This is a genomic window from Neobittarella massiliensis (ex Bilen et al. 2018) (assembly GCF_900289145.1).
GTDB lineage: Bacteria > Bacillota > Clostridia > Oscillospirales > Ruminococcaceae > Neobittarella > Neobittarella massiliensis.
On record NZ_OKQO01000007.1, the window covers coordinates 129,769 to 149,009 of the forward strand.

Below are 19,241 nucleotides of genomic sequence, written 5' to 3' on the forward strand. Positions count from 1 at the left end.
CCTGAAGATCTGTAAAGGCCGTGTTTACAAAAGCTGCCGTCTTTTTTTGCCGAATAGCCAAATTTTATTCACGCCCCGGTCACACCCACCCGGCAAAATAGAGACTACAGAAACAAGGCAGGGAGGACTTACAGATGCAGGGACCTTATGACGGATATCACGGATACGACTTTAGCGGCGGTGCCGGCCAGCCACAGGGCGGCGAGCAATTTGGCAGCCAGCGGCGATACGACCCGCTGACCGGCCAGCCGCTGTTTATCGGGCCGCAGCAGGCAGGTGGGCCCAGCCCGGTACCGCCGGCCAGAAAGGCCCGCCGCAAAGGCGGCAAGACCGCCCTGCTGGTGGCCGGCATGATGCTTTTGTCGTTTGGCTGCGGCGCCGGCGGGGCGCTGGTGGTGGACCACTTTGGCAGCGGCAACAGCGGCGGCAAGAGCGGTTTGTACCAGTCGGGAAAGCAGACCGGCGCCGACAGCGGCGGGAGGTCTACCGCCGATATCGCCGCCACGGTATCGGACTCGGTGGTGGGCATCACCACCGAGTCGGTGCAGATGGGACAGCGGCTGCAGCAGTACGTGTCGCAGGGGGCCGGCAGCGGGGTCATCATCTCGGCTGACGGCTATATCGTCACCAACAACCACGTGATCGACGGGGCGCAGAAGATCACCGTCACCTTAAAAGACGGCACCGAGTACGCCGCCACGCTGGTGGGCACCGACGCCGAGACCGACCTGGCCGTGCTCAAGATCGACGCCAAAGATCTGAAACCGGCGGTGATGGGCAGCTCCGGCGACCTGCAGGTGGGCCAATTTGCTCTGGCGATCGGCAACCCGCTGGGCGAGTTGGGCGGCACTGTGACCGACGGCATCATCAGCGCCTTAGACCGCGAGGTGGAGATAGACGGCCAGACCATGACCCTGCTGCAGACCAACGCCGCCATCAACCCCGGCAACTCCGGCGGGGGCCTGTTTGACAGCAGCGGCTCGCTCATCGGCATCGTCAACGCCAAATCCAGCGGCACCGGCATTGAGGGGCTGGGCTTTGCTATCCCCATCGACACCGCCCGGCCGGTGATCGAGGAGCTGATAAACAGCGGACACGTGAGCGGCCGCATCGATACCGGGCTGGCCCTATTAGATATTTCTGACGCGCAGACAGCCATGCAGTACCGGGTGAGCCAGACCGGCGTGTACGTGCAGCAGGTGACCGGCGCCAACGCCCAGCGGGCCGGTATACAGGCCGGCGACCTGATCTTACAGGTCAACGGCACCGACGTCGCCACCGCCAGCGAGGTAAACAAGGTGTTGTCGGGCAGCAAAGTGGGCGACACTGTAAAGCTGACGATCTACCGCAGCGGCCAGACGGCCGAGATCAGCTACCAGCTCACCGAGCAGAACACCGGCAGCAGTGGCAGCGGCGGTATCGACAGCAGCGGCGAGCTGTAGCGCGGGGCACCGCACCCCAAAACCAGCTATCCCGGCCCGCCGGGCGCCTTGCCCCGGGCCGTTTGCATACATCTACATCCTCTTTTCTCTTTTTAACGATCCGTAGTATCTTATGCAGATACTACGGATCGTTTTATATGTACTATGTACAGAACAGGGGACTGCATGGCCGGGTAGCGCGGGGGGCGGTGGAGACGCCGCAAGAGACGCATTTACCCGGCATCCCGCACCTTTTCAGCTGCCCTGACCGATAGCAGCAGGGGCGGCGGTAAAGGCACGCTGCCAGCCCGGCTGCCAGCGCGGAGCGGTGGGCGCAGCTCTATACCGCCATATTTTCCACCGCGGGGCGCTGGATGGTGGAAAATGCGGTAGCCTGGTGATCTGATGGCCGGGTGGCCGGGCAGAGATCTTCAGCGGACGAGCGGTACGGACGACAAGCGGGCGGCACCGGTGCATTTTATATTTTTAGGGGGCGTTATTCGGAGCTGGGCAGGTCGATCAAATTGGACAGGTCGGATAGGTCGGGTAGGCTATCTGCTCTATTAACTCCGGCAGCTGATACAGCTGTATTTCACAGCAGTAAAAGCTGCCGATACCACCCGTTTTACCGGCGAGCAAGGTCGGTCTTACCCGCCGCTGAAAGAGGTGGGGGCAGAAGTACAGGCGCCGACCATGCCGAACTGCCTGCGCGCCGGTATTCGGTACCGCGGGCCGACGGTGTTGCGGGCCGACGGTGGAGTGGTGGGGTGGTGAAGAGAAAACGTTAGACGCAGTAAAAAATGCGGGCGCAAAAACAGATATGGCCGGAAAAGGCAGGCCGCTCCTTCTGCCCTCCTCAAACTATCCTCATACCACCCTCAGGCTCTCCTCAGACCACTCTCAAAATACCCTCAAAATTCCTCAAATCATCCCCGGCCATCCCCAGCCATCCCGATCCCCCTCAAACCTCCCCTGCCCGCCTTGCCGGGATGGCCGGGCAAATTGCCGCGCAGACAAAAAGGGCGGACCGCGCCCGGCCGGAGCCGGCGGCGGTATTTTTGCCGGCCCATTTAAAGAGAGGCTCTATTTTCCACCGCCGACACGAGGATGGTGGAAAACACGGCGCCAAAAAGCGCACCCGAGCCCGCAGGCCGTGTGCGCTTTTAAACGGATGGATATGTTTTATGGTGTTTTTACCAATGTAAACTTAGTGGTGCTGGCCGCGGCGCTTTTTGAGCACTGCCGCTGCCCCCAACGAAAGTACCAGCACCGCCAGCGCCGACAGACCGGCCAGGTTGTCGCCGGTGTTGGCTGTTTCGCTGTACACCGCGTCTACCGGCCAGGAGACTGCCGCCTGGGCCCGGGGGCCGTTTTTGGCCTCGGTGACCTGGCCGTCGGGGTCCTCGCCGGCAGCGGCCGCCGTGTTGACGATCTCTTTCGGCGGCTCTTGGGGCGGGTCATCTATCTGTATTTGTACCCGGTAGCGCAGGGTGTAGGTCTCGCCGCCGTACAGGCGGGCGATGGGCACCGTCAGGGTGTGGGCCGCCGGGTCGTAGACCTGGGCGGCACTCACAGCATGTGCCGAGCCGTCGGGGTAGATCAGTTGGATGCTGTCCAGATCCAGTGCCAATTCGCTGGGCAGGTAGTCGAAAATAAACACATTTTTCCACAGCGAGCCGGGTTTGGGATTGGAGAGCTTCACCTCGTAGCTGAGCAGGTCGTCCAGGTGGCTATCCCCCCTGTCAGTCAGGTTCTGCACTTCTTTTTCCAGTTCGGGCTCGGGGTCGGTGGGCAGGATACCACTGCCGCCCGGGTCGCTGCCGTCGGGCTTATCGCCGTCTATGGGGTAGGCCGGGTCGGGGGTGTCGATATAGATCAGGCCGCTGTCGGGGTCGGTACCATCGCCGCCGCCAGAACCGCTGCCGCCACCGCCGCTGCCATCAGAACCACCGGAACCGCCGTTGGGCCAGGAGCTGCCGCCGGCGGGGAAATAGGGGTCGCCGGGCTTGTAGGAGATGGAGTCGATACCGCCGCCGGAGCCGCCGCCCGAACCACCGGAGCCACCGGAACCGCCGCTGCCGTCTGAACCACCGGAGCCCGAGCCGCCACTGCCGCCCGAGCCGCCGCCACCGGGCTTGTAGCCGATGGCCTCGGCGGTGTTGCCGATATCTTTGCCCACCGCCTCGGGGGCGACGGTCACCTCGAACGAGAAGACGTATTTTTGGCCGCCGTACACCTCGCCCACATACACAGAGATGATGCGGGTCACCGGGTCGTAGGCGCTGTCGGATACCAGGATGCGGGTGCCGTCGGGTTTTTGCAGCACCATGCTGCCGGGGACCAGTATCAGGCCGGCGGGCAGCTTATCCCGCACGGCCACCTCTTTCCACAGCGAGCCGGGGCGGCGGTTCTCCACCTCTATCTCGTAGCGGATGCGGTCGTCCACGTGGGTCTGGCCCTCGTTGCGGTCCAGGTTCTGCCCGGTCTTGTGGATCTCGGGCCGCGGGTCGTGGGGCAGCACCTGGCCGCCGCCGGCAGGTGTTGTCGGGTCGGAGGACACAGTGAGCTCGCTGTCGGCGCTGCCAGAGCCGTCGGGGCCGCCGGGACCGTAACTGCCCGAGCCGGTGGCGATGTTGGTAATGTCTTTAAACTGCTCGTCGGCACCGGGTTCACCGGTCTCGCTCTTTACCCGCACTTTAAAAGTGAGGATATACTGCTCGCTGCCGTGGACATCGCCCACCGGCACAGACAACAGGCCGTTTTGCAGGGTGTACTCCGCCTCTGTCAGCTGGTGGGGCTGGTCGTCGCGCGGGCCCTGCAGGCGCAACGTATCGGTCAAAAGCTCCACGCCGGCCGGCAGCTGGTCGCGGATGACGACCTCTTTCCACAGCGAGCCGGGCAGCTTGTTTTTGGCGGTGATGGTGTACTCCAAAAGATCGTCCGGGCGGGTGGGGCCATCGGGGTGATCGCTGTTGACAGCGCCTTTAGAGAGCTCGGCATCGGGCTTTAAGGTACCGTCGGGTGCCACCACAAGGGTAAAGGTCTCCTCGCGCTCGGTAAAGGCGCCGTTGGCCGGCTTTTTCACCGTGATGGTGGTGGTGCCGCTGCCCTTGATGTGTACCTTGCCCTGCTCGTCGACCACCGCCACATTGGGGTTGCTGGAGGCATACTGGGTGGCGGAGGTGTTGCTACTGTCCACCTTTAGGGGGAACCAGTCGTCGTCGCCGGCAAAATCGGCGTAGTCTTTTTGCAGGGTGCCGCCGTCGGGCACCAGCACCGGGGCCGAGCTGTCGGTGTCGTCGTACACGTCTAAACTGGGCTCGATGGGGGTAATGACCGTCTCAACCGCCGGGGTGCCGATGCTCTCGAGGTAGTTTTTATCGGGCAGGTATTTGACCGAGACCTGGTGCTTGCCGTCGGCGGTGGCTTTGGGCACCCAGTCGTCGTGCTCGCTGGGCACAAAGTCGTAGCTGAACACCGTGTGATAGCGGCCGCCGGCGCCGGCGGCGGTACCAAAAGTGGCGTTGCCGTCGGGCTCGCTGCTGTCCACCAGGGGGATGGGGTCGCCCACCGGCTCGCCGTCGATGTACAGCTGGGCGGCGCCGGTGGGGGCCGCACAGGTCTTGGCGGTATCCTCGCCGCTGACAAAGTCGGCGGTGATGTGCAGCGTCTGGTCGGACGCGTCGGTGACCGACGCGTCGCGGCTGACGGACACCGACGTATGTGATGCCACCGGGTTTATGGTCACCGTGCCGTAACCGCGGTGCCCCCAGTAGCTGTTGTTAAAGGGAGCTACCATAGAGTACTGGGTGGAGGTCATGGTGAGGCGGTAGGTGCCGCTGTCCACCGGCAGGCTGGTGGCCGACTCAGCCGATTCCTCCCCCGCCAGCTGGCCGTCCTCGCCGTAGGGCTGGTACTTGTACAGCACATAGGACGGTTGGTCGAGCACTTTGGGTATGCTCTCGTCGGTGGTGATGGGGTGGTCGGCAAAGTCAAACGGCGTGGTGGCGACGCCGTCGTAATCCTTTTGGCCCTGGTAGCCGGCGCCCGGCAGGTCAAACTCCACATAGCGCTTTAAAAAAGAGGTGCCGTTATCGGCCACGTTGGTGATAAAGAAGGTATCGAGCTTTTGGGGCTCGCTGACGCTGTCTTTGCGCACCGACAGCTCCACCGCCACCTCTTTGCCGGCGGTGTCTTTGGGCAGCCACAGGTACAGCTTAGAATTTTCGTCGAGCACATAGGGCGAGCCGTAGTCGTTGGGCGCGCCGGCGATCTTCACATCGAAACCGGCGATATCGTAGTTTTTCATCTCGTCGCCGGAAAGGTCGATGGTGGTCATAAACACCTGTTGGCTGTGGTCGTCGTCGCCGTAGGCGCCGCCGTTGCCGGGAATGCTGTCGAACTTGCCGGGACCGGACAGCCGCACCGAGCCGCCGGTGACCACCACATAGCCGCCGGTACCGCCGATATCCATAAAGGCAGCGCCGCCGACCGTGGAATCGGGCAGCACGGTGCCGCCGGTTATTTTGATGGTCTTGCCGGTGTTGGTGCCGCCGCAGCCCTTACCGATGGCGTTGCCGTGGGTATAACTTTTGGCCTTGATGAGACCGCCGTTGATGGTCATGTCGCCGGCCAGCGTGCTCGACTGCACCGGGGCGGCATTGACCCCGCCGTTATAGATGGCGTCGGGCAGTTTGTAATCGGTATAGCCATTTTGCATACCGCCATAGATGGTGCAGCCGCCGCCGATGCCGCCGCCATGATAAGAGCCGTAGGCGTCGATCTTGCCGGCATTAAAATACATTTCGGTACCGCTGCCGCCGATGCCGCCGCCGATACCGCAGCCGGCGCCACCGTAATTGGAGGTCGGGCCATAGGCAATAGCGGTGACGTCACCGCCGTTAAAGGTCATGAGACCGGAACTCTCGCGGGGGCCGCTGCCGATGGCCGCAGAGCGCCAGCCGCCCTTGACTGTCAGGGTGCCGGGGTCGTTGCTGTCCAGGCTGGCAATGGGGTCGCCGGCGTGCAGCTGGCGGCCGCCGACAAGGGTGACGTCGGCGCCTATTTTGCCCTGCTCGGGCACCACCGGCACACCGTTTACATCCATGTTGCGCACCCCGTCGTCGATGGTGAGGATGGAGCCCTCGCCGCAGCGCAGGCCGGGGAATTGCACACCGGTGCTGGCATAGGCAGAGGCATCTAAAATATTGTCGGTGCCGTCGGCCAGAGTGATGTGGCAGGAGGTCTTGTTTTGCACCTGATCGCCGCTGGTGGCAAAGGTGCCGCCAGCGGTATCCATGGAATTGGTGACGATGTCAAACGGCTGCTTGGCCGCGATGTTGACCCCGGACAGGGTGACATCGGCGTGCACCCCGGCCAACACCTGGATGCCGGTGCCGTTGGGGGAAGTGGGGTCCTGGTTCTTTATGGTCAGCGGGGTGTCGGTCATGACCTTGAGCAGGCCGCCCTCGAGCCGGTAGTCGCTCCCCTGCACGCCGCCGGTCACCAGAAAGCCGCCGATGGAAACGGACTGGGGCTCGGCAAAAACGGCCGCCGGCAGAGCCGCGGCCATCAGGGCTGCACTGAGTATCAGCGCCATAAATTTTTGGCGCCGCACCTTGTTTTTCACTGTATATCTCCTCCTCTTATTGGGTACCGGGCGAGCTCGCGGGCCTGCTTAGCCGCAGAGCCGCCCATACCCAAAGAGGCGCCGTCTATGACGGCGCACATCGGGCTGCTGGTATAACCATACTTTTTCATTCATTTTTAATATTGGAGTATATGCACAAAAAAGGCGATCTGTTTTTCACAGATCGCCCTATAAATTGCTATTTATATAATATTTACTTTTTAGAACGGAAAAGTATAGTTATATTTTAACAAATTATATAATTATGTCAAGCTTTCCTGCAAAATGTCTATTTTATTTTTACAATATGTGACTTTAGGTATCTTCTCTAAACGCTGCGGGCCCGCACCTGTGAGGGAACAGGTGCGGGCCCGCAGCGCTTGGATCTTGAGATATAATAAGGTGATTGTGAAAGGTGAAACTGCGGTCAGTGGCCGCAGCAGTCACGGCTGGAGGAAGGTTTGGCCGCCGGGCCCACTGCCCGGCGTATGGTGCCCAGCTGGGCAAAGATCGCCACGCCGCCGCTGATGAGCAGCATGAGGTAAAAGCTGATGCCGCGGCTGAGCATCATGGCCGGCAGCAGGGCGGCGGTGGGGAAAAAGATCTTAAACAGGGTCATGAATCCGCCCTCGGAAGCGCCCACCGCACCGGGCAGCGGCAGCGAGCCCACCGCCAGCGCCAAAATGGCCTGCATGGCCAACACTTCGACCATGCCGAACTGGGTAAAGCCAAAGGCGCGGTACACGAAGTAGGGCACCAGATAGGTAAAGCTGAGCTGGAAGATGGTAGCCAGCAACACCCCCAGCAGGATACCGGGTTTTTGGCGCAGATATTTGGCGCCGTCGCGGTACTCGCTGATCTGCTCGTCGACACTGTCGAGCAGCTTTTGCGGGTCTTTTAAGATGTGCAGCTTGTGCAGTACCCGCACCCCCCAGCGCACCATGCGGCGGGCCAGGTTTTGCGAGAACACGGCGGTGAGGATGACCCCCAGCAGGATGACGTTGATGACCACCCCGTAGAGCAGCAGCACCCAGATGCCGCCGGCGTTTTTCCCCACGAATTGGGGGCGCAGCAAAAAGGTGACGAGCGCGTACCCCAGCTGTACCACCTGGTACACCGAGATGAGGATGAGGATGGTCAGCGAGGAGTGGGAGAGATTAACGCCGTCTTTTTTCATGTGGTACAGCTGCATGGGCTGCCCGCCGGAAGCCGACGGCGTGATGGAGCTGTAGTAAAAGCCGATAAAGCTGTATTTGTAGCAGCGCAAAAAGGGCAGCTTGCGCCCCAGCGACCCCAGCACGATCTTGATGCTGGTGGCCTCGCTGGCGATATAGAGGAACATGCTGGCCACTGCCGCCAACAGCCACACCGGGTTTACCGCGCGCACGGTCGCCATCAGCGCGCCCAGGTCGTTGCCCTTTAAAAACACGTAGAAGGTAGCGCCGATCAGAGCGGCCAAAAACAGAAGGCTGCCCAGATATTTTTTCTTGTCCTCGACGATAGCGCTCATAGCTGCACCTGCTGCGGGGTGACAAAGTGGTAGCCCCGCCCCTTTAAGATGGGCAGCACCCGCGCCAGCGCCTGAATGGTGCGCGCTGGGGCGCCGGGAGCGCCGCCGGAATTTTCGCCCGCGTCGTGCAGGCAGATGATTGAGCCGCCTTTGACCCGCGCCAGCAGCTTGTCGGTGATGACGTCGGCGGTGGAGCGGGCGCTCCAGTCCTCGGCCATCACGCTCCACAGGATGGGGCGCATGCCGTAGCGCCGGGCCGTGGGCAGCGTGTGGGGGTTGGTGTAGCCCCACGGCGGCCGGTAGTAGCGGGGCGTTACCCCCATAGAGGCCAGTATCTGCACGCTCTGCGCGAACTCGTACTGGGTGTAGCGGCCGCTGCTCAGCCAGGCGCAGCGGTGCGAGAGCGCATGCAGCGCCACGGTGTGGCCCTCTGCCTGCATGCGCTTTATGATCGCGGGGTTTTCGCGGGCGTTGTCGGCCACCACGAAAAAGGTGGCGTGGACCTCCTCTTTTTTGAGCAGGTCTAAGAGCGCCGGGGTATAGCGGGGGTCGGGCCCGTCGTCGAAGGTGAGCATGACGGCGTTTTGCTGGGGGATGGTGCGCACCATGTCGCGGCGGATGCGCTTGTTATAAATGGTGGGCACTACCGTGTAGCCGGCGGCGCAGGCCGCGGTGACACCCAGTGCGGTGAGCAATAAGCTGTGTTTTGCCATAGTCGTCGTCTCTCTCCTGTCTGTGCCCGGGCGGGGCCGCCGGTGCGGCGCGATCTATAAAAGTAAAAAGTTGGGGTGCTGTTGTTGCTGTTTTACTGGGCCACCCACTGGGCCGCTGCCGGGTAGCTGACAGCTGCCGGCTGGCCGGGGCGGTAGGTGCCGGTGCGGTACTGGGACACCGTTTTGACGATGGCCTGCGGGTCTACCGACTGTTTGAGCCGCCGCACATTTTGACGCAGGGTGCGCAGCTGCCGCTCATCGCTCATGATGCGGCCGATCTCGGCCACGCAGCGCTGGGGTTTTTTGGGCAGTACCAGCCCGATCTGCTGCTTTTGGATAAAGCCGGCATTTTTTACCTCCTGCTGCAAAAACGGGGCGAACACCAGAATGGGCAGCTCGGAGAATACCGTCTCGAACAGGGTGATCCCGCCGGGCTTGGAAATGACCACATCGGCCTGCTGCATGTAGCGATACACCTGGTCGGTGTAGCCCACCACCTCGATATGGGGGTACTTGCCGTGCAGCTTTTGGTACAGCTCGTGGTTGTTGCCGGTGATGATGGTGGTGGTGACCCCCTTGAGGTCGTTTAGGCCCTGGTAAAAGCTGCGCGACTTGGGCAGCAGGCCCAGGCCACCGCCCATGATGAGCAGCCGCTTACCGGTACGGGGGGCCCGCAGCGCCGAGTGGAACTGCTCCTTGACCGGAATGCCGCTGATGAGGATGCGCTCGGGCGACACCCCTTTTTCGATCAGGCTTTGGCGGATAGAGTCACAGGCCACCAGGTACACGTTGGTGTGGGGGTTGATCCACTCCCGGTGCGAGCTCACGTCGGTGATGCAGGTGATGAGGGGAATATCGCTGTGCTCCCGCTCTTTGTAGCGGCTGACCAGCTGCGAGCAAAACGGCAGCGTGGAGACGATCAGGTCGGGCTGGGCGGCGTCCATCAGCTGCACCAGCTTGGCGGCGAAATAGTGGTAAAACGGCGGCCGCACCGCACCGCGCTGATTTTCGCCCAATTTATAGTAGAGGTTATAGATGGGCGCGCCTTTGTCGGCCAGCAGCGCATAGGCGCTGTACAGCTTGTCGGCAGCTGTGCCGATGGTGTAGTCGAAGATATCCTGCACGGTGACGTTTACGTCGTCAAACTGCGCGCATATCTCCTCTGCCAGTGTTTTTGCCGCTGAAAAATGACCCATGCCGAACCGGCCAGTGAGTACCAGTACATTCACAGCGCCCGCCTCCTCTTTTTCAAAACTTCCAAATTATCGCTGGGGCGCGTGCCAGACGCCCACTCTTTTTTGACTGTCTTTAGTATAGGCCCCAAATCTAAAATCCGGCTTAATCAAATCTGAAGAATTCTTAATTATTTCACTGCAAAATTCTTGAACGGCTTTTGGCGCGAGAGGTCAAATAGGGCTTGTGTATCTGGCAGGATACCGCTCCCCGCCGCGTTGCGCCAAAAGTGCAAAAATGCTGGCGGCCCAAGCTCGGCCGCCTCTTTTGCCGACTCTGTCGCCAAAAGCACCGCTTTTTTGCCACCAACTATTGCTGTCTGCTACGCTCAGGTGGCGCGAGAGGTCAAATAGGGCTTGTGCATTTAATGAGATACCGCTCCCCGCCTGGTTGCGTCAAAAGCGCAAAAATGCTGGCGGCCCAAGCCCGGCCGCCTCTTTTGCCGACTCTGTCGCCAAAAGCACCGCTTTTTTGCCACCAACTATTGCTGTCTGCTACGCTCAGGGGGCGCGAGAGGTCAAATAGGGCTTGTGTGTATAGCGGGATACCGCTCCCCGCCGCGTTGCGCCAAAAGTGCAAAAATGCTGGCGGCCCAAGCCCGGCCGCCTCTTTTGCCGACTCTGTCGCCAAAAGCACCGCTTTTTTGCCTGGGTCGTCTGTTCTATATACTTTGCACTCCACTTCACTGGAGGAGCGCATATCTTATGGACGTGGGGCGTCTTTTGTTTGCGCGCCGCAGAACGAAAACATGGCCCGCCAAAACAGATAAAGCAGCGCATCCATATGGGCGGCGGGTACCCGGCGGCGACGCTTTTGGGGGCCGACATTTTGTTGGGTTTTGGCCGACATCACATCCCCCCATAGCAAATAAAAAGGCCTAAAAATAGTCAAATGACTATTTTTAGGCCTTTTTATTGTAATCTCTGGCCGCCTCCCTTATGCTTTACTCAAAAGGAGGTATTCCCCATGACCTATACGCTCAGCGGCTGCCGCGTCATCACCGGCGACGAGCAGTGCCCCTACTACCCGGCGGCCAACATCGTCATAAAGGACGGCATCATCAAAAAGATCGGCCCGGCGGAGATCTGTCCGGCAGAAGGCGAGCAGATCTCGCTGCGCGGGAAACTGGTGGCACCGGGGCTCATCAACTGCCACCACCACCTGCCCAGTGTGCTCTACCGCGATCTGGGCAGCGATCTGCCGCTGATGGACTGGCTGCAGCAGGCGATGTGGCCGGCCCAGGCCCATATGACCGGGGAGGACGCCTACTGCGCTGCCCTGCTGAGCTGTGCCGAGCAGATACAAAACGGCATCACCACCACCGTGGACCAGTACTATTACGCCGACTGCAATGCCCGGGCGGTAAAGCGCAGCGGCATGCGGGCGGTGATCGGCGCCACCGTGTTTGACCACCCCTCGCCCGAGAGCAAAGACACGCTGCAGACGGCGGTGGATTTTATTGAAAAATACCGCCACGACGAGCGGATCACCCCCTGTTTTGGGCCTCACGCCCCGTACACCGAGTCGCCCCGCACCTACCGCCGCATTGCCGCATTGGCCGCCGAGATGGGAGTGATGGTGCACACCCACATCGGCGAGACCCGCAGCGAAGTCGACTGCATACGGGAAAAATACGGCACCACCAGCACCCAACTGCTGGAAGAGACCGGGCTGTTTGAAAACCGGGTCATCGCCGCCCACAACATCTACCTGAGCCCACAGGATATCGACATCTTTGCCAAGCACCAGGTGGGGGCTGTATTTTGCCCGGTGAGCAACCTGAAGCTGGCCAGCGGTATCCCCGACATCGCCCCTTTTATAAAGGCCGGTATCCCCACCGCTTTCGGCACCGACGGGGCCGAGAGCAACAACGCACTGGACCTGCTGCAAGACGCAAAGATCGGCCTGCTGCTGCAAAAGACGATGCACCGGGATGCCGCGCTGATGCCCGCCGAGCAGGGGCTTGCCATGCTCACCGCCGAGGCGGCGGACATTATTGGTATGGCGCACTGCCTAGGCCGCCTGATGCCCGGCTACCAGGCCGACCTGGTGGTGTTTGACGACGCCTTTGCCAACGCCGTGCCCCACCACGCCACCGCGGCACAGGAGACCGCTCATCTGCTGTACAGCCTGTCGGGCAAAAACGTCCAGAGCACTATGGTCGCCGGCAAGTGGCTGATGTACGAGCGACAGGTCCGCACCTTTGACTACCCCGCAGTGGCGCGGCAGGTACAGCAGCGCGCCGCCCGCATCGCCGCCGACGCCGGCCTATTATAAGGAGGGACCACCATGACCAAACGAGAATTTGAGATCCTCAACTATTTAAAAGCACATCCTATGGCCACCCAGGACGAGATCGCCCAGGCTTTTTGCGTGGCCCGCTCTACCATCTCGGCGCATATCAGCAACCTGCAGAGCAAGGGGTATATCGCCGGCCGCGGCTACATCTTTAACCGCGACTATGTGGTCTGCGCCGGCACCTCTAACGTGGATGTATCCGCCTTTGCCTCGGCGCCGCTGGCCATGCACAACAAAAACCCCAACGCAGTGGTCAAGATGAGTGCCGGCGGCGTGGCCCGCAACATCTGCGAGAACCTGTCCCGGCAGGGGATCAACACCAAGATGCTCACCAACGTGGGCAGCGACGGCAACGGCCGCTTTCTCATCAAGGCCAGCCGGCAGGCGGGCATCGACATGGACCACGTGCAGGTGGTAAAAGGCGCGGCCAGCTGCACCTACATCTCGCTGCACCAGCCAAACGGAGATCTGGCCCTGGGAGTGACCGATATGCACCTGTCGCAGCTGCTCACCCGCGCGTATTTTCAGTCTAAGCGGCCGGTGATCGAGGGAGCCCGTTTTTTGGTGCTCTCACCTTGTCTGCCAAAGGAGAGCCTCGACTACCTGCTGCACATCGAGGGCGTGCCCTGTTTTGTGGACGTGGTGTCCTCTGAGTACGTGCCCAAGGTGCAGCCGCTGCTGGGGCGGCTACACACCCTAAAGGCCAACGAGTTTGAGATACAGGCGCTGACCGGCATTGAACTGCGCGGCGAGAAAGACCTGGAAAAGAGCGCCCGCTGGGTGCTGGAGCACGGGGTACAGCAGGTGTTCATCACGCTGGGCGAGCGCGGCGCCTACGCCCAGAACCAAAAGGGGCAGAAGGTGCGCATGCCCGCCCCCAGCGTAGCACATATCGCCAGCACCGACGGCGCCGGCGACGCCTTTAGCGCCGCTATCATCTACGGGGCGCTCAACCAGTTCTCGCTGACGCATACCGTGGCCTATGCGCAGAGTGCCGCCGCGCTGACGCTACAGTGTGACAGCGCCATCAATCCGGCTCTCTGCGCCAAGAAGATCTTAGAATTTCAGGGAGGACAATCATGATCAAACAGATCTACCCCATCGTGTCGCTGCCAGAGGCCAACGCCTGTATCGAAGCCGGGGTCACCGTTCTGGGCCTCAACCCGGTCGCACGCCCCCGGGGCTCGGTAGGCGAGATCAGCTATGCGCGCGCACAGCAGATCATCGCCGACGTCAAAGACCGCTGTAAAGTAGTCGTCATCGCCCTGGAAAACGACCCGCAGGTCATTTTGGAAAAGGCACGCCTTTTAAGACCGGATATCCTGCACATCAGCGGCGACAGATTTTGCGCCGACCGCGAGCTGGTGGCCACCTGCAAGCGGGAGCTGCCCTTTATGAAGATCATGCAGGCCGTGCAGGTGGTCGACGCCACCGCCATCGAGCAGGCCAAGACATTTGGCCGCTTTGTCGACTACCTCATCCTCGATACCGGCAGCAGCTCTGATAAGGGAATTGGCGCCTCGGGCCGGACCCACGACTGGAACATCAGCCGGCAGATCGTCGACTCCTGCGGCGTGCCGGTGGTATTGGCCGGCGGGCTGGGCTGCGACAACGTGCAGCAGGCCATTCGCAAGGTGCGCCCCTGGGGGGTGGATTCGATGACCAAGACCAACTGCCCCCGCCCCGACGGCGACCGCGCCAAAGACCTGGAACAGGTGTGGCTGTTTTGCCGGTTGGCAGACCGCGCCGCCCCGCAGTAGCTGACCGCCTGCGCTCGGCTCGCCCCGGTTCCCCGGCGGCGGGGCGCCGAGCTCTCTACCTCTCCTAAAAGCACAGCGCCCCCTGACATCTGTCAGGGGGCGCTGTGCTTTTAGCCGCTGCGGGCGGTGGCGATCATGTGCGCTCTGGCAAAAATACGCTGCCCGCCCCTTTAGGCGGGGTGCTTCGGTCTACCGGCAGCACGGCCAGTGCCGAAAAGCAGCCGTTTTCTTGGCTGTACAGCAGCTTGCCGCCGTGGCGCTGCAGGATACGGCGGCAGGTGCGCAGGCCCAGGCCGGTGCCGCCGGTATCGCTGCCGGGCTTTATCGCGTTGCGCTGGCGCACCGCCACCCGCCGCCGGTCCAGCAGCACCTGCACGGTGATGGGCTGGGTCTCGTCGGCGTACTTGACGATGTTCTGGGCCAGATTGTCAAACACCCGCCGCACCCGGCCCGGGTCGGCCCACAGCGTATAGGCCCGGTCGGTCTCGTCTTGCAGCTGTACCGTAAAGCCCCGGTCGCCCAGCGCGCACAGACACTCCTGCACACACTGCTCGATGAGCTGGCCGTCCAGCAGCTGAAAGCGAAACGGGATATTCTCGTTTTGCACCAGCGTGTGCTCGAACAGGTCGTCGGTCATATCTTTGAGGCGGTGGGCCTGGTCTGAGGCCCGGCTGGCAAACTGCCGCAGCTCGGCGGTATCTTTACAGCGGCCGTCGGCGATGTAATCCAAATAGAAGATGACCGAGGTCAGCGGGGTGCGGATATCGTGGGACACCGAGGCGATGATCTCGCGGTTCTCGCGCTCCAGCGCCGCCTGCTGCTCGCCGCGCTCGCGCACCGCCTGCGCCATATCGTTGATGCTGTGGGCCAGCGAGGCCAGCTCGTCGCGCCCCTGTACCGGAATGCGGTACTCCAGCGAGCCGCTCTCCATAATGCCGATACCCTGCTCGATGCGCCCCAGGTAGCGGATCTTCTTTTTGAACCAGCTGGTGAAGAACACCAAAAACAAAAAGAACACCAGCGCATAGCAGCCCGAGCGCAGCAACACCTCGTACCGGGTGCGGAAAAAGGCGGTCACCACCACCTTGGCGCTGCCGTCGGCAAACTGCAGGTCGTACACGTGCTGATAGGGCAGCAGCGGCTGGGAGGCGTGCTCGGTGCCGGTGAGATCGTTTTGAAAGCTGAGACTGTCGTACACCACCTCGCCGCCCTTATAGATGCGCATGAACACGTACCAGTTCTGCCGGTTCCAGCGGACGATGGCCTGCTTGCTCTGGGAGGTCAGCCCCTCGTCGGTCACGTACTCCTGCAGGTCTTTCATCAGGTACACCAGTTCCTCGCGCTTGCCGGCGCTGTCGCCGCGGGGGCTGTCGGGGATGAGGTGCAGCGCAAAGTAGACGGCAAAGCCGATGGCGGCGGCCAGCAGCAGCGACACCACCAGCGCGCCGATGGCGGTGACTTCCAGCTTGGTGCGGTTGCGGCGGCGCGCCCGCCGGCGCTCAGCCAACGTAGTAACCTTTTCCCCACGCCGTCTGGATGTACTGGGGCGACTGGGGGTCGCGCTCCAGCTTTTTGCGCAGGTTGCGGATGTGCACCATCACCGTGTTGTTGGCGGTGTAAAAATAGGGTTCGCCCCAGATCTGCTCGTACAGCGTTTGGGCCGAGTACACCCGCCCCCGGTTCTGCACCATCAGCAGCAGCATTTTAAACTCGATCTCGGTGAGCTCTACCCGGCGGCCATCCACCGTCACCTGGTGGCAGTCGGTATCCACCGTCAGGTCGCCGGCGGTAAACAGGTGGCGGCGGCTCTCCTCTTTGCCTTTATACACGTAGTAGCGGCGCAGCAGGCTCTTTACCCTGCTGATGAGTTCGCCGTACGAAAAGGGTTTGGCCAGGTAGTCGTCACCGCCGGCCGAAAAGCCCATGGTCTTGTCCTGTTCCTGGGTCTTGGCGGTCAAAAACAGGATGGGGGCGGTGGTCTTTTGCCGCAGGTGGGTACACACCTGGATGCCGGTGAGCCCCGGCATGACCACATCTAAAATGTACAGATCTACGGTGTCGTCGGCCAGCTGCAGGGCCTGCAGGCCATCGGCGGCCTTGAGCACCTCGCAGCCCTCGCCCAGCAGCAGTATCTCGACGATATCGCAGATCTCGGGGCTGTCGTCAGCCACCAGTACCCGCATCTTGCCCTCGGCGTTCATCGGGCAGCCCTCCTCTTTCTCTCGTTTGCTGTTGTGCTGTTGTGATATTGATGCCACTACGGCTATTGTGCCCACTGCGCTGTAAATAGGCACACAGCAGCCCCCGGGCCGGGCAGTATCCGGTCCCGGGGGCGCAGTAGGTGTGTTCCTTTTTTAACGGGGCAGCTTTTTTTGCAGATAGCGCACCGTAAAGGGCAGGCCGGGGTAGGTCTTATCCTCTTTGGTGGCGTAGCCCAGCCGGTGGTAAAAGCTCTCTAGCTTGGCAAAGCTGGCCACGATGCTCAGCCGCACCTTTTTGGCCCCCAGTGCCCGCAGTGCCCCCTCGGCAAAATACACGCACCGGGCGCCCAGATCGCGGCCGCGGTACTGGGGCAGCACCGCCAGCCGGTCGATGGAACCGGTGCGGCCGTCGGGGCCTATGTGCAGGCGCACGGTGGCCACCGGCACCCCATCCAGGTAAAACAGGTAGGCGCGGGTGCCGCCAGCCAGGTCGCGCCGCACATCGGCGGCGGTCTCGAAGGCCACATAGTCGGGGCAGCTTTGGCGGTCGAGGCCCAGCTCTTTGGCCTGGGCGGCAAACGACACGCCGATCATCCAGGCTATCTGTTCGGCACAGCTCTCGTCGGCCCGCACCGGGCACAGCGCACCGGAGCGGCGCAGTGCCGCAGCGGGCGGCGGCAGCGCCGGGACAGCGATGCGCTTTTTGCCCGCCACTAGTACGCCCCGCCGCTCTCTTGCTGGTTAAAGATCTTGATGGCCGAGCTGGTGCCCAACCGGTCGGCCCCCAGCTCGATAAACTTCTCCATATCCGCTACCGAGCGGATGCCGCCGGCCGCCTTGATCTTGCAGCGGCCCTTTACACAGCGGGCGAACAGGGCGATATCGTCGAAGGTGGCGCCACCGGTGGAAAAGCCGGTAGAGGTCTTGATAAAGTCGGCCCCGGCGCTACAGACGATGTCGCACATCTTCTCTTTCTCGGCATCGGTGAGCAGGCAGGTCTCGATGATGACTTTGAGGACCTTATCCCCTACCGCCTGTTTTACCGCGCGGATATCACTCTCTACCTGCTCGTACTCACCGGCCTTGAGGGCCCCGATGTGGATGACCATATCGAACTCGCCGGCGCCGTCGGCCAGTGCCTGTTCGGCCTCGGCCACCTTGGCGGCGGTGCTGGTGGCCCCCAGAGGAAAGCCGATGACGGTGCACACCGGCACCCGCCCGCAGAGGTAGTCGGCCGCCCGCTTTACATATACCGGGTTAATGCAGATAGAGGCGGTGTGCTCCTGCACGGCTTCATCGCACAGCGTCTTTATCTGCGCCCAGGTGGCCTCGGGTTTTAATAAGGTGTGGTCTACCTTTGCCAGGATCTGTTGTCTGGTCATGATCTGTCCTCCCGCGTTGTCGTTTTATAGTGATGCGGGCGCTGCCGCCCGCCGCGTATACGCTGTGTATCGCCGCCCCGCGCTCAGTCGCGGCAAAAATCCTCCAGCTCGGCACGGCACTGCTCGATCTTTTGGGCAACCAGCCGGTCCTGCCCGGCACCGTAGCCGACAAAGTCGGCGTTTTCGGCCACCACCACCCGGGTGTCGGTTACGCCGTTTGCCGCCAGCACCATGCGCAGCCACTGGTCCCCCAGCGTTACCGCCTGGCCGTCTACCGCCATGGGGCCGCCGCTGGCATACACCGCCAGCGCCTTTTTGCCCCGCAGCAGCCCGTGGCAGCCGGTCTCATCAAAATGCATGGTGGTCTCGGCCCGCACCACGGCAGTGAAGTACTGCACCAGCTCGTAGGGGACCAGCTGGTTGTAGTGGGGCACGGCAAAAACATACCGGTCGGCGGCGGCAAACTGGGCCGTTAAGCGCTCCATCTGGCGGATGTTCTCGCGGTCGGCCGGCGCCAGATCAGAGAGCGCATCGCCGCTGCCGATACGGCCCCAGTTTTGCAGGATGGCCGGGCTGGTATAGGGCAGCTTGGCGCCGTCGAGGTGCAGCTGCTGCACACACAGGTCGGGGCAGGCACCCTGTACCATCTGTACGAAAGCCCCGGCGATGCGCCGGGAGACCGACACATCGTCGGGGCGGTGGCTGGCGGTGATGTAGAGCAGTGTTTGCACGGCGGTAAGCCCTCCCTATCTGTCTGCTGCCGGCAGATACCGGCGGCGGTGTACTCTGGTTCTATTATTTCTCTTTTTACCGGAAAAGTCAATCGAAAAGGCGACCGGCAGCGAGCGGGCGACCGAGCACTTTTTGGAGCGCCCGAAAAGGCCAAAAAGCCACAGGTTTTATGGAAAATATTGACTTATACATAAAGGCGGCCTATAATGGTTGCAAGCATATACTGTGATTTTGCGTTCGCCGCAAAAAATAGGCATATACCGCCGTTTTTATGGCAGGTCAGTTTTTTACTGGCCTGCTTTTTCTATTTTCTCCCTTTTTTTAAAAGAACGAAAAAGTACACCTTATCGGTCTTTTTTGGC

Annotated in this window: 13 protein-coding genes; 4 read left to right on the top strand and 9 right to left on the bottom strand. The window is 61.7% G+C overall.

Annotated elements, in window-relative coordinates:
- The first annotated feature begins 134 nt into the window (after nucleotides 1-134).
- Nucleotides 135-1,442: a S1C family serine protease gene (locus tag C6Y32_RS11060; protein WP_243562711.1), complete on the top strand. Its 1,308-nt coding sequence runs from the start codon at nucleotides 135-137 to the stop codon at nucleotides 1,440-1,442.
- Between the two features lie 1,186 nt (nucleotides 1,443-2,628).
- On the opposite strand, the gene C6Y32_RS11065 is transcribed toward C6Y32_RS11060, so the two are convergent.
- The 4 genes from C6Y32_RS11065 to C6Y32_RS11080 form a co-directional block, all read right to left on the bottom strand.
- A complete protein-coding gene (locus tag C6Y32_RS11065) occupies nucleotides 2,629-7,050 on the bottom strand; it encodes an isopeptide-forming domain-containing fimbrial protein (protein ID WP_105205318.1) in 4,422 nt (1,473 codons plus the stop codon).
- Between the two features lie 427 nt (nucleotides 7,051-7,477).
- The gene (locus tag C6Y32_RS11070) at nucleotides 7,478-8,560 is read right to left on the bottom strand and encodes a lysylphosphatidylglycerol synthase transmembrane domain-containing protein (RefSeq protein WP_105205319.1); all 1,083 of its coding nucleotides are present in this window, start codon (nucleotides 8,558-8,560) and stop codon (nucleotides 7,478-7,480) included.
- A complete protein-coding gene (locus tag C6Y32_RS11075; RefSeq protein ID WP_105205320.1) occupies nucleotides 8,557-9,273 on the bottom strand; it encodes a polysaccharide deacetylase family protein in 717 nt (238 codons plus the stop codon). The genes C6Y32_RS11070 and C6Y32_RS11075 overlap by 4 nt, the downstream gene beginning before the upstream one ends.
- A 92-nt stretch (nucleotides 9,274-9,365) precedes the next feature.
- Nucleotides 9,366-10,502, bottom strand: a complete 1,137-nt coding sequence (locus C6Y32_RS11080; RefSeq protein WP_105205321.1) for an MGDG synthase family glycosyltransferase — start codon at nucleotides 10,500-10,502, stop codon at nucleotides 9,366-9,368.
- A 970-nt stretch (nucleotides 10,503-11,472) separates the two neighbouring features.
- Here C6Y32_RS11080 and C6Y32_RS11085 point away from each other — a divergent pair.
- Genes C6Y32_RS11085 through C6Y32_RS11095 form a run of 3 tightly spaced genes read left to right on the top strand, consistent with a single transcriptional unit; the run spans nucleotide 11,473 to nucleotide 14,564 of the window.
- Nucleotides 11,473-12,783 carry an amidohydrolase family protein gene (locus tag C6Y32_RS11085; protein WP_164998240.1) on the top strand — a complete coding sequence of 437 codons (1,311 nt, stop codon included), beginning with the start codon at nucleotides 11,473-11,475 and terminating at the stop codon, nucleotides 12,781-12,783.
- A gap of 12 nt (nucleotides 12,784-12,795) precedes the next feature.
- The gene (locus C6Y32_RS11090) at nucleotides 12,796-13,887 is read left to right on the top strand and encodes a carbohydrate kinase (RefSeq protein WP_105205323.1); all 1,092 of its coding nucleotides are present in this window, start codon (nucleotides 12,796-12,798) and stop codon (nucleotides 13,885-13,887) included.
- Nucleotides 13,884-14,564, top strand: coding sequence for a phosphoribosylanthranilate isomerase (locus C6Y32_RS11095; RefSeq protein ID WP_105205324.1), 681 nt, complete (start codon nucleotides 13,884-13,886; stop codon nucleotides 14,562-14,564). Before C6Y32_RS11090 ends, C6Y32_RS11095 begins: the two co-directional genes overlap by 4 nt.
- A gap of 133 nt (nucleotides 14,565-14,697) precedes the next feature.
- On the opposite strand, the gene C6Y32_RS11100 is transcribed toward C6Y32_RS11095, so the two are convergent.
- From C6Y32_RS11100 to C6Y32_RS11120, 5 genes are all read right to left on the bottom strand, one after another.
- Nucleotides 14,698-16,071 (bottom strand): sensor histidine kinase, encoded by a 1,374-nt coding sequence (locus C6Y32_RS11100; RefSeq protein WP_105205325.1) that lies wholly within the window; start codon nucleotides 16,069-16,071, stop codon nucleotides 14,698-14,700.
- A complete protein-coding gene (locus C6Y32_RS11105; protein WP_105205326.1) occupies nucleotides 16,064-16,765 on the bottom strand; it encodes a response regulator transcription factor in 702 nt (233 codons plus the stop codon). The genes C6Y32_RS11100 and C6Y32_RS11105 overlap by 8 nt, the downstream gene beginning before the upstream one ends.
- Nucleotides 16,766-16,918: 153 nt before the next feature.
- Nucleotides 16,919-17,479, bottom strand: a complete 561-nt coding sequence (locus tag C6Y32_RS11110) for a GNAT family N-acetyltransferase (RefSeq protein WP_105205327.1) — start codon at nucleotides 17,477-17,479, stop codon at nucleotides 16,919-16,921.
- Complete coding sequence (gene deoC / locus C6Y32_RS11115; protein ID WP_105205328.1) at nucleotides 17,479-18,147, bottom strand: deoxyribose-phosphate aldolase; 669 nt, start codon at nucleotides 18,145-18,147, stop codon at nucleotides 17,479-17,481. The genes C6Y32_RS11110 and deoC overlap by 1 nt, the downstream gene beginning before the upstream one ends.
- A gap of 83 nt (nucleotides 18,148-18,230) precedes the next feature.
- The gene (locus C6Y32_RS11120) at nucleotides 18,231-18,878 is read right to left on the bottom strand and encodes an FMN-dependent NADH-azoreductase (RefSeq protein ID WP_105205329.1); all 648 of its coding nucleotides are present in this window, start codon (nucleotides 18,876-18,878) and stop codon (nucleotides 18,231-18,233) included.
- Between the last annotated feature and the right edge of the window lie 363 nt (nucleotides 18,879-19,241).

What these genes read in the sequence shown, in the direction of transcription:
- C6Y32_RS11060 (WP_243562711.1), top strand. Translation starts at nt 135, where the DNA reads ATGCAGGGACCTTATGACGGATATCACGGATACGACTTTAGCGGCGGT.
- C6Y32_RS11070 (WP_105205319.1), bottom strand. Translation starts at nt 8,560, where the DNA reads ATGAGCGCTATCGTCGAGGACAAGAAAAAATATCTGGGCAGCCTTCTG.
- C6Y32_RS11075 (WP_105205320.1), bottom strand. Translation starts at nt 9,273, where the DNA reads ATGGCAAAACACAGCTTATTGCTCACCGCACTGGGTGTCACCGCGGCC.
- C6Y32_RS11085 (WP_164998240.1), top strand. Translation starts at nt 11,473, where the DNA reads ATGACCTATACGCTCAGCGGCTGCCGCGTCATCACCGGCGACGAGCAG.
- C6Y32_RS11090 (WP_105205323.1), top strand. Translation starts at nt 12,796, where the DNA reads ATGACCAAACGAGAATTTGAGATCCTCAACTATTTAAAAGCACATCCT.
- C6Y32_RS11095 (WP_105205324.1), top strand. Translation starts at nt 13,884, where the DNA reads ATGATCAAACAGATCTACCCCATCGTGTCGCTGCCAGAGGCCAACGCC.
- C6Y32_RS11105 (WP_105205326.1), bottom strand. Translation starts at nt 16,765, where the DNA reads ATGAACGCCGAGGGCAAGATGCGGGTACTGGTGGCTGACGACAGCCCC.
- deoC (WP_105205328.1), bottom strand. Translation starts at nt 18,147, where the DNA reads ATGACCAGACAACAGATCCTGGCAAAGGTAGACCACACCTTATTAAAA.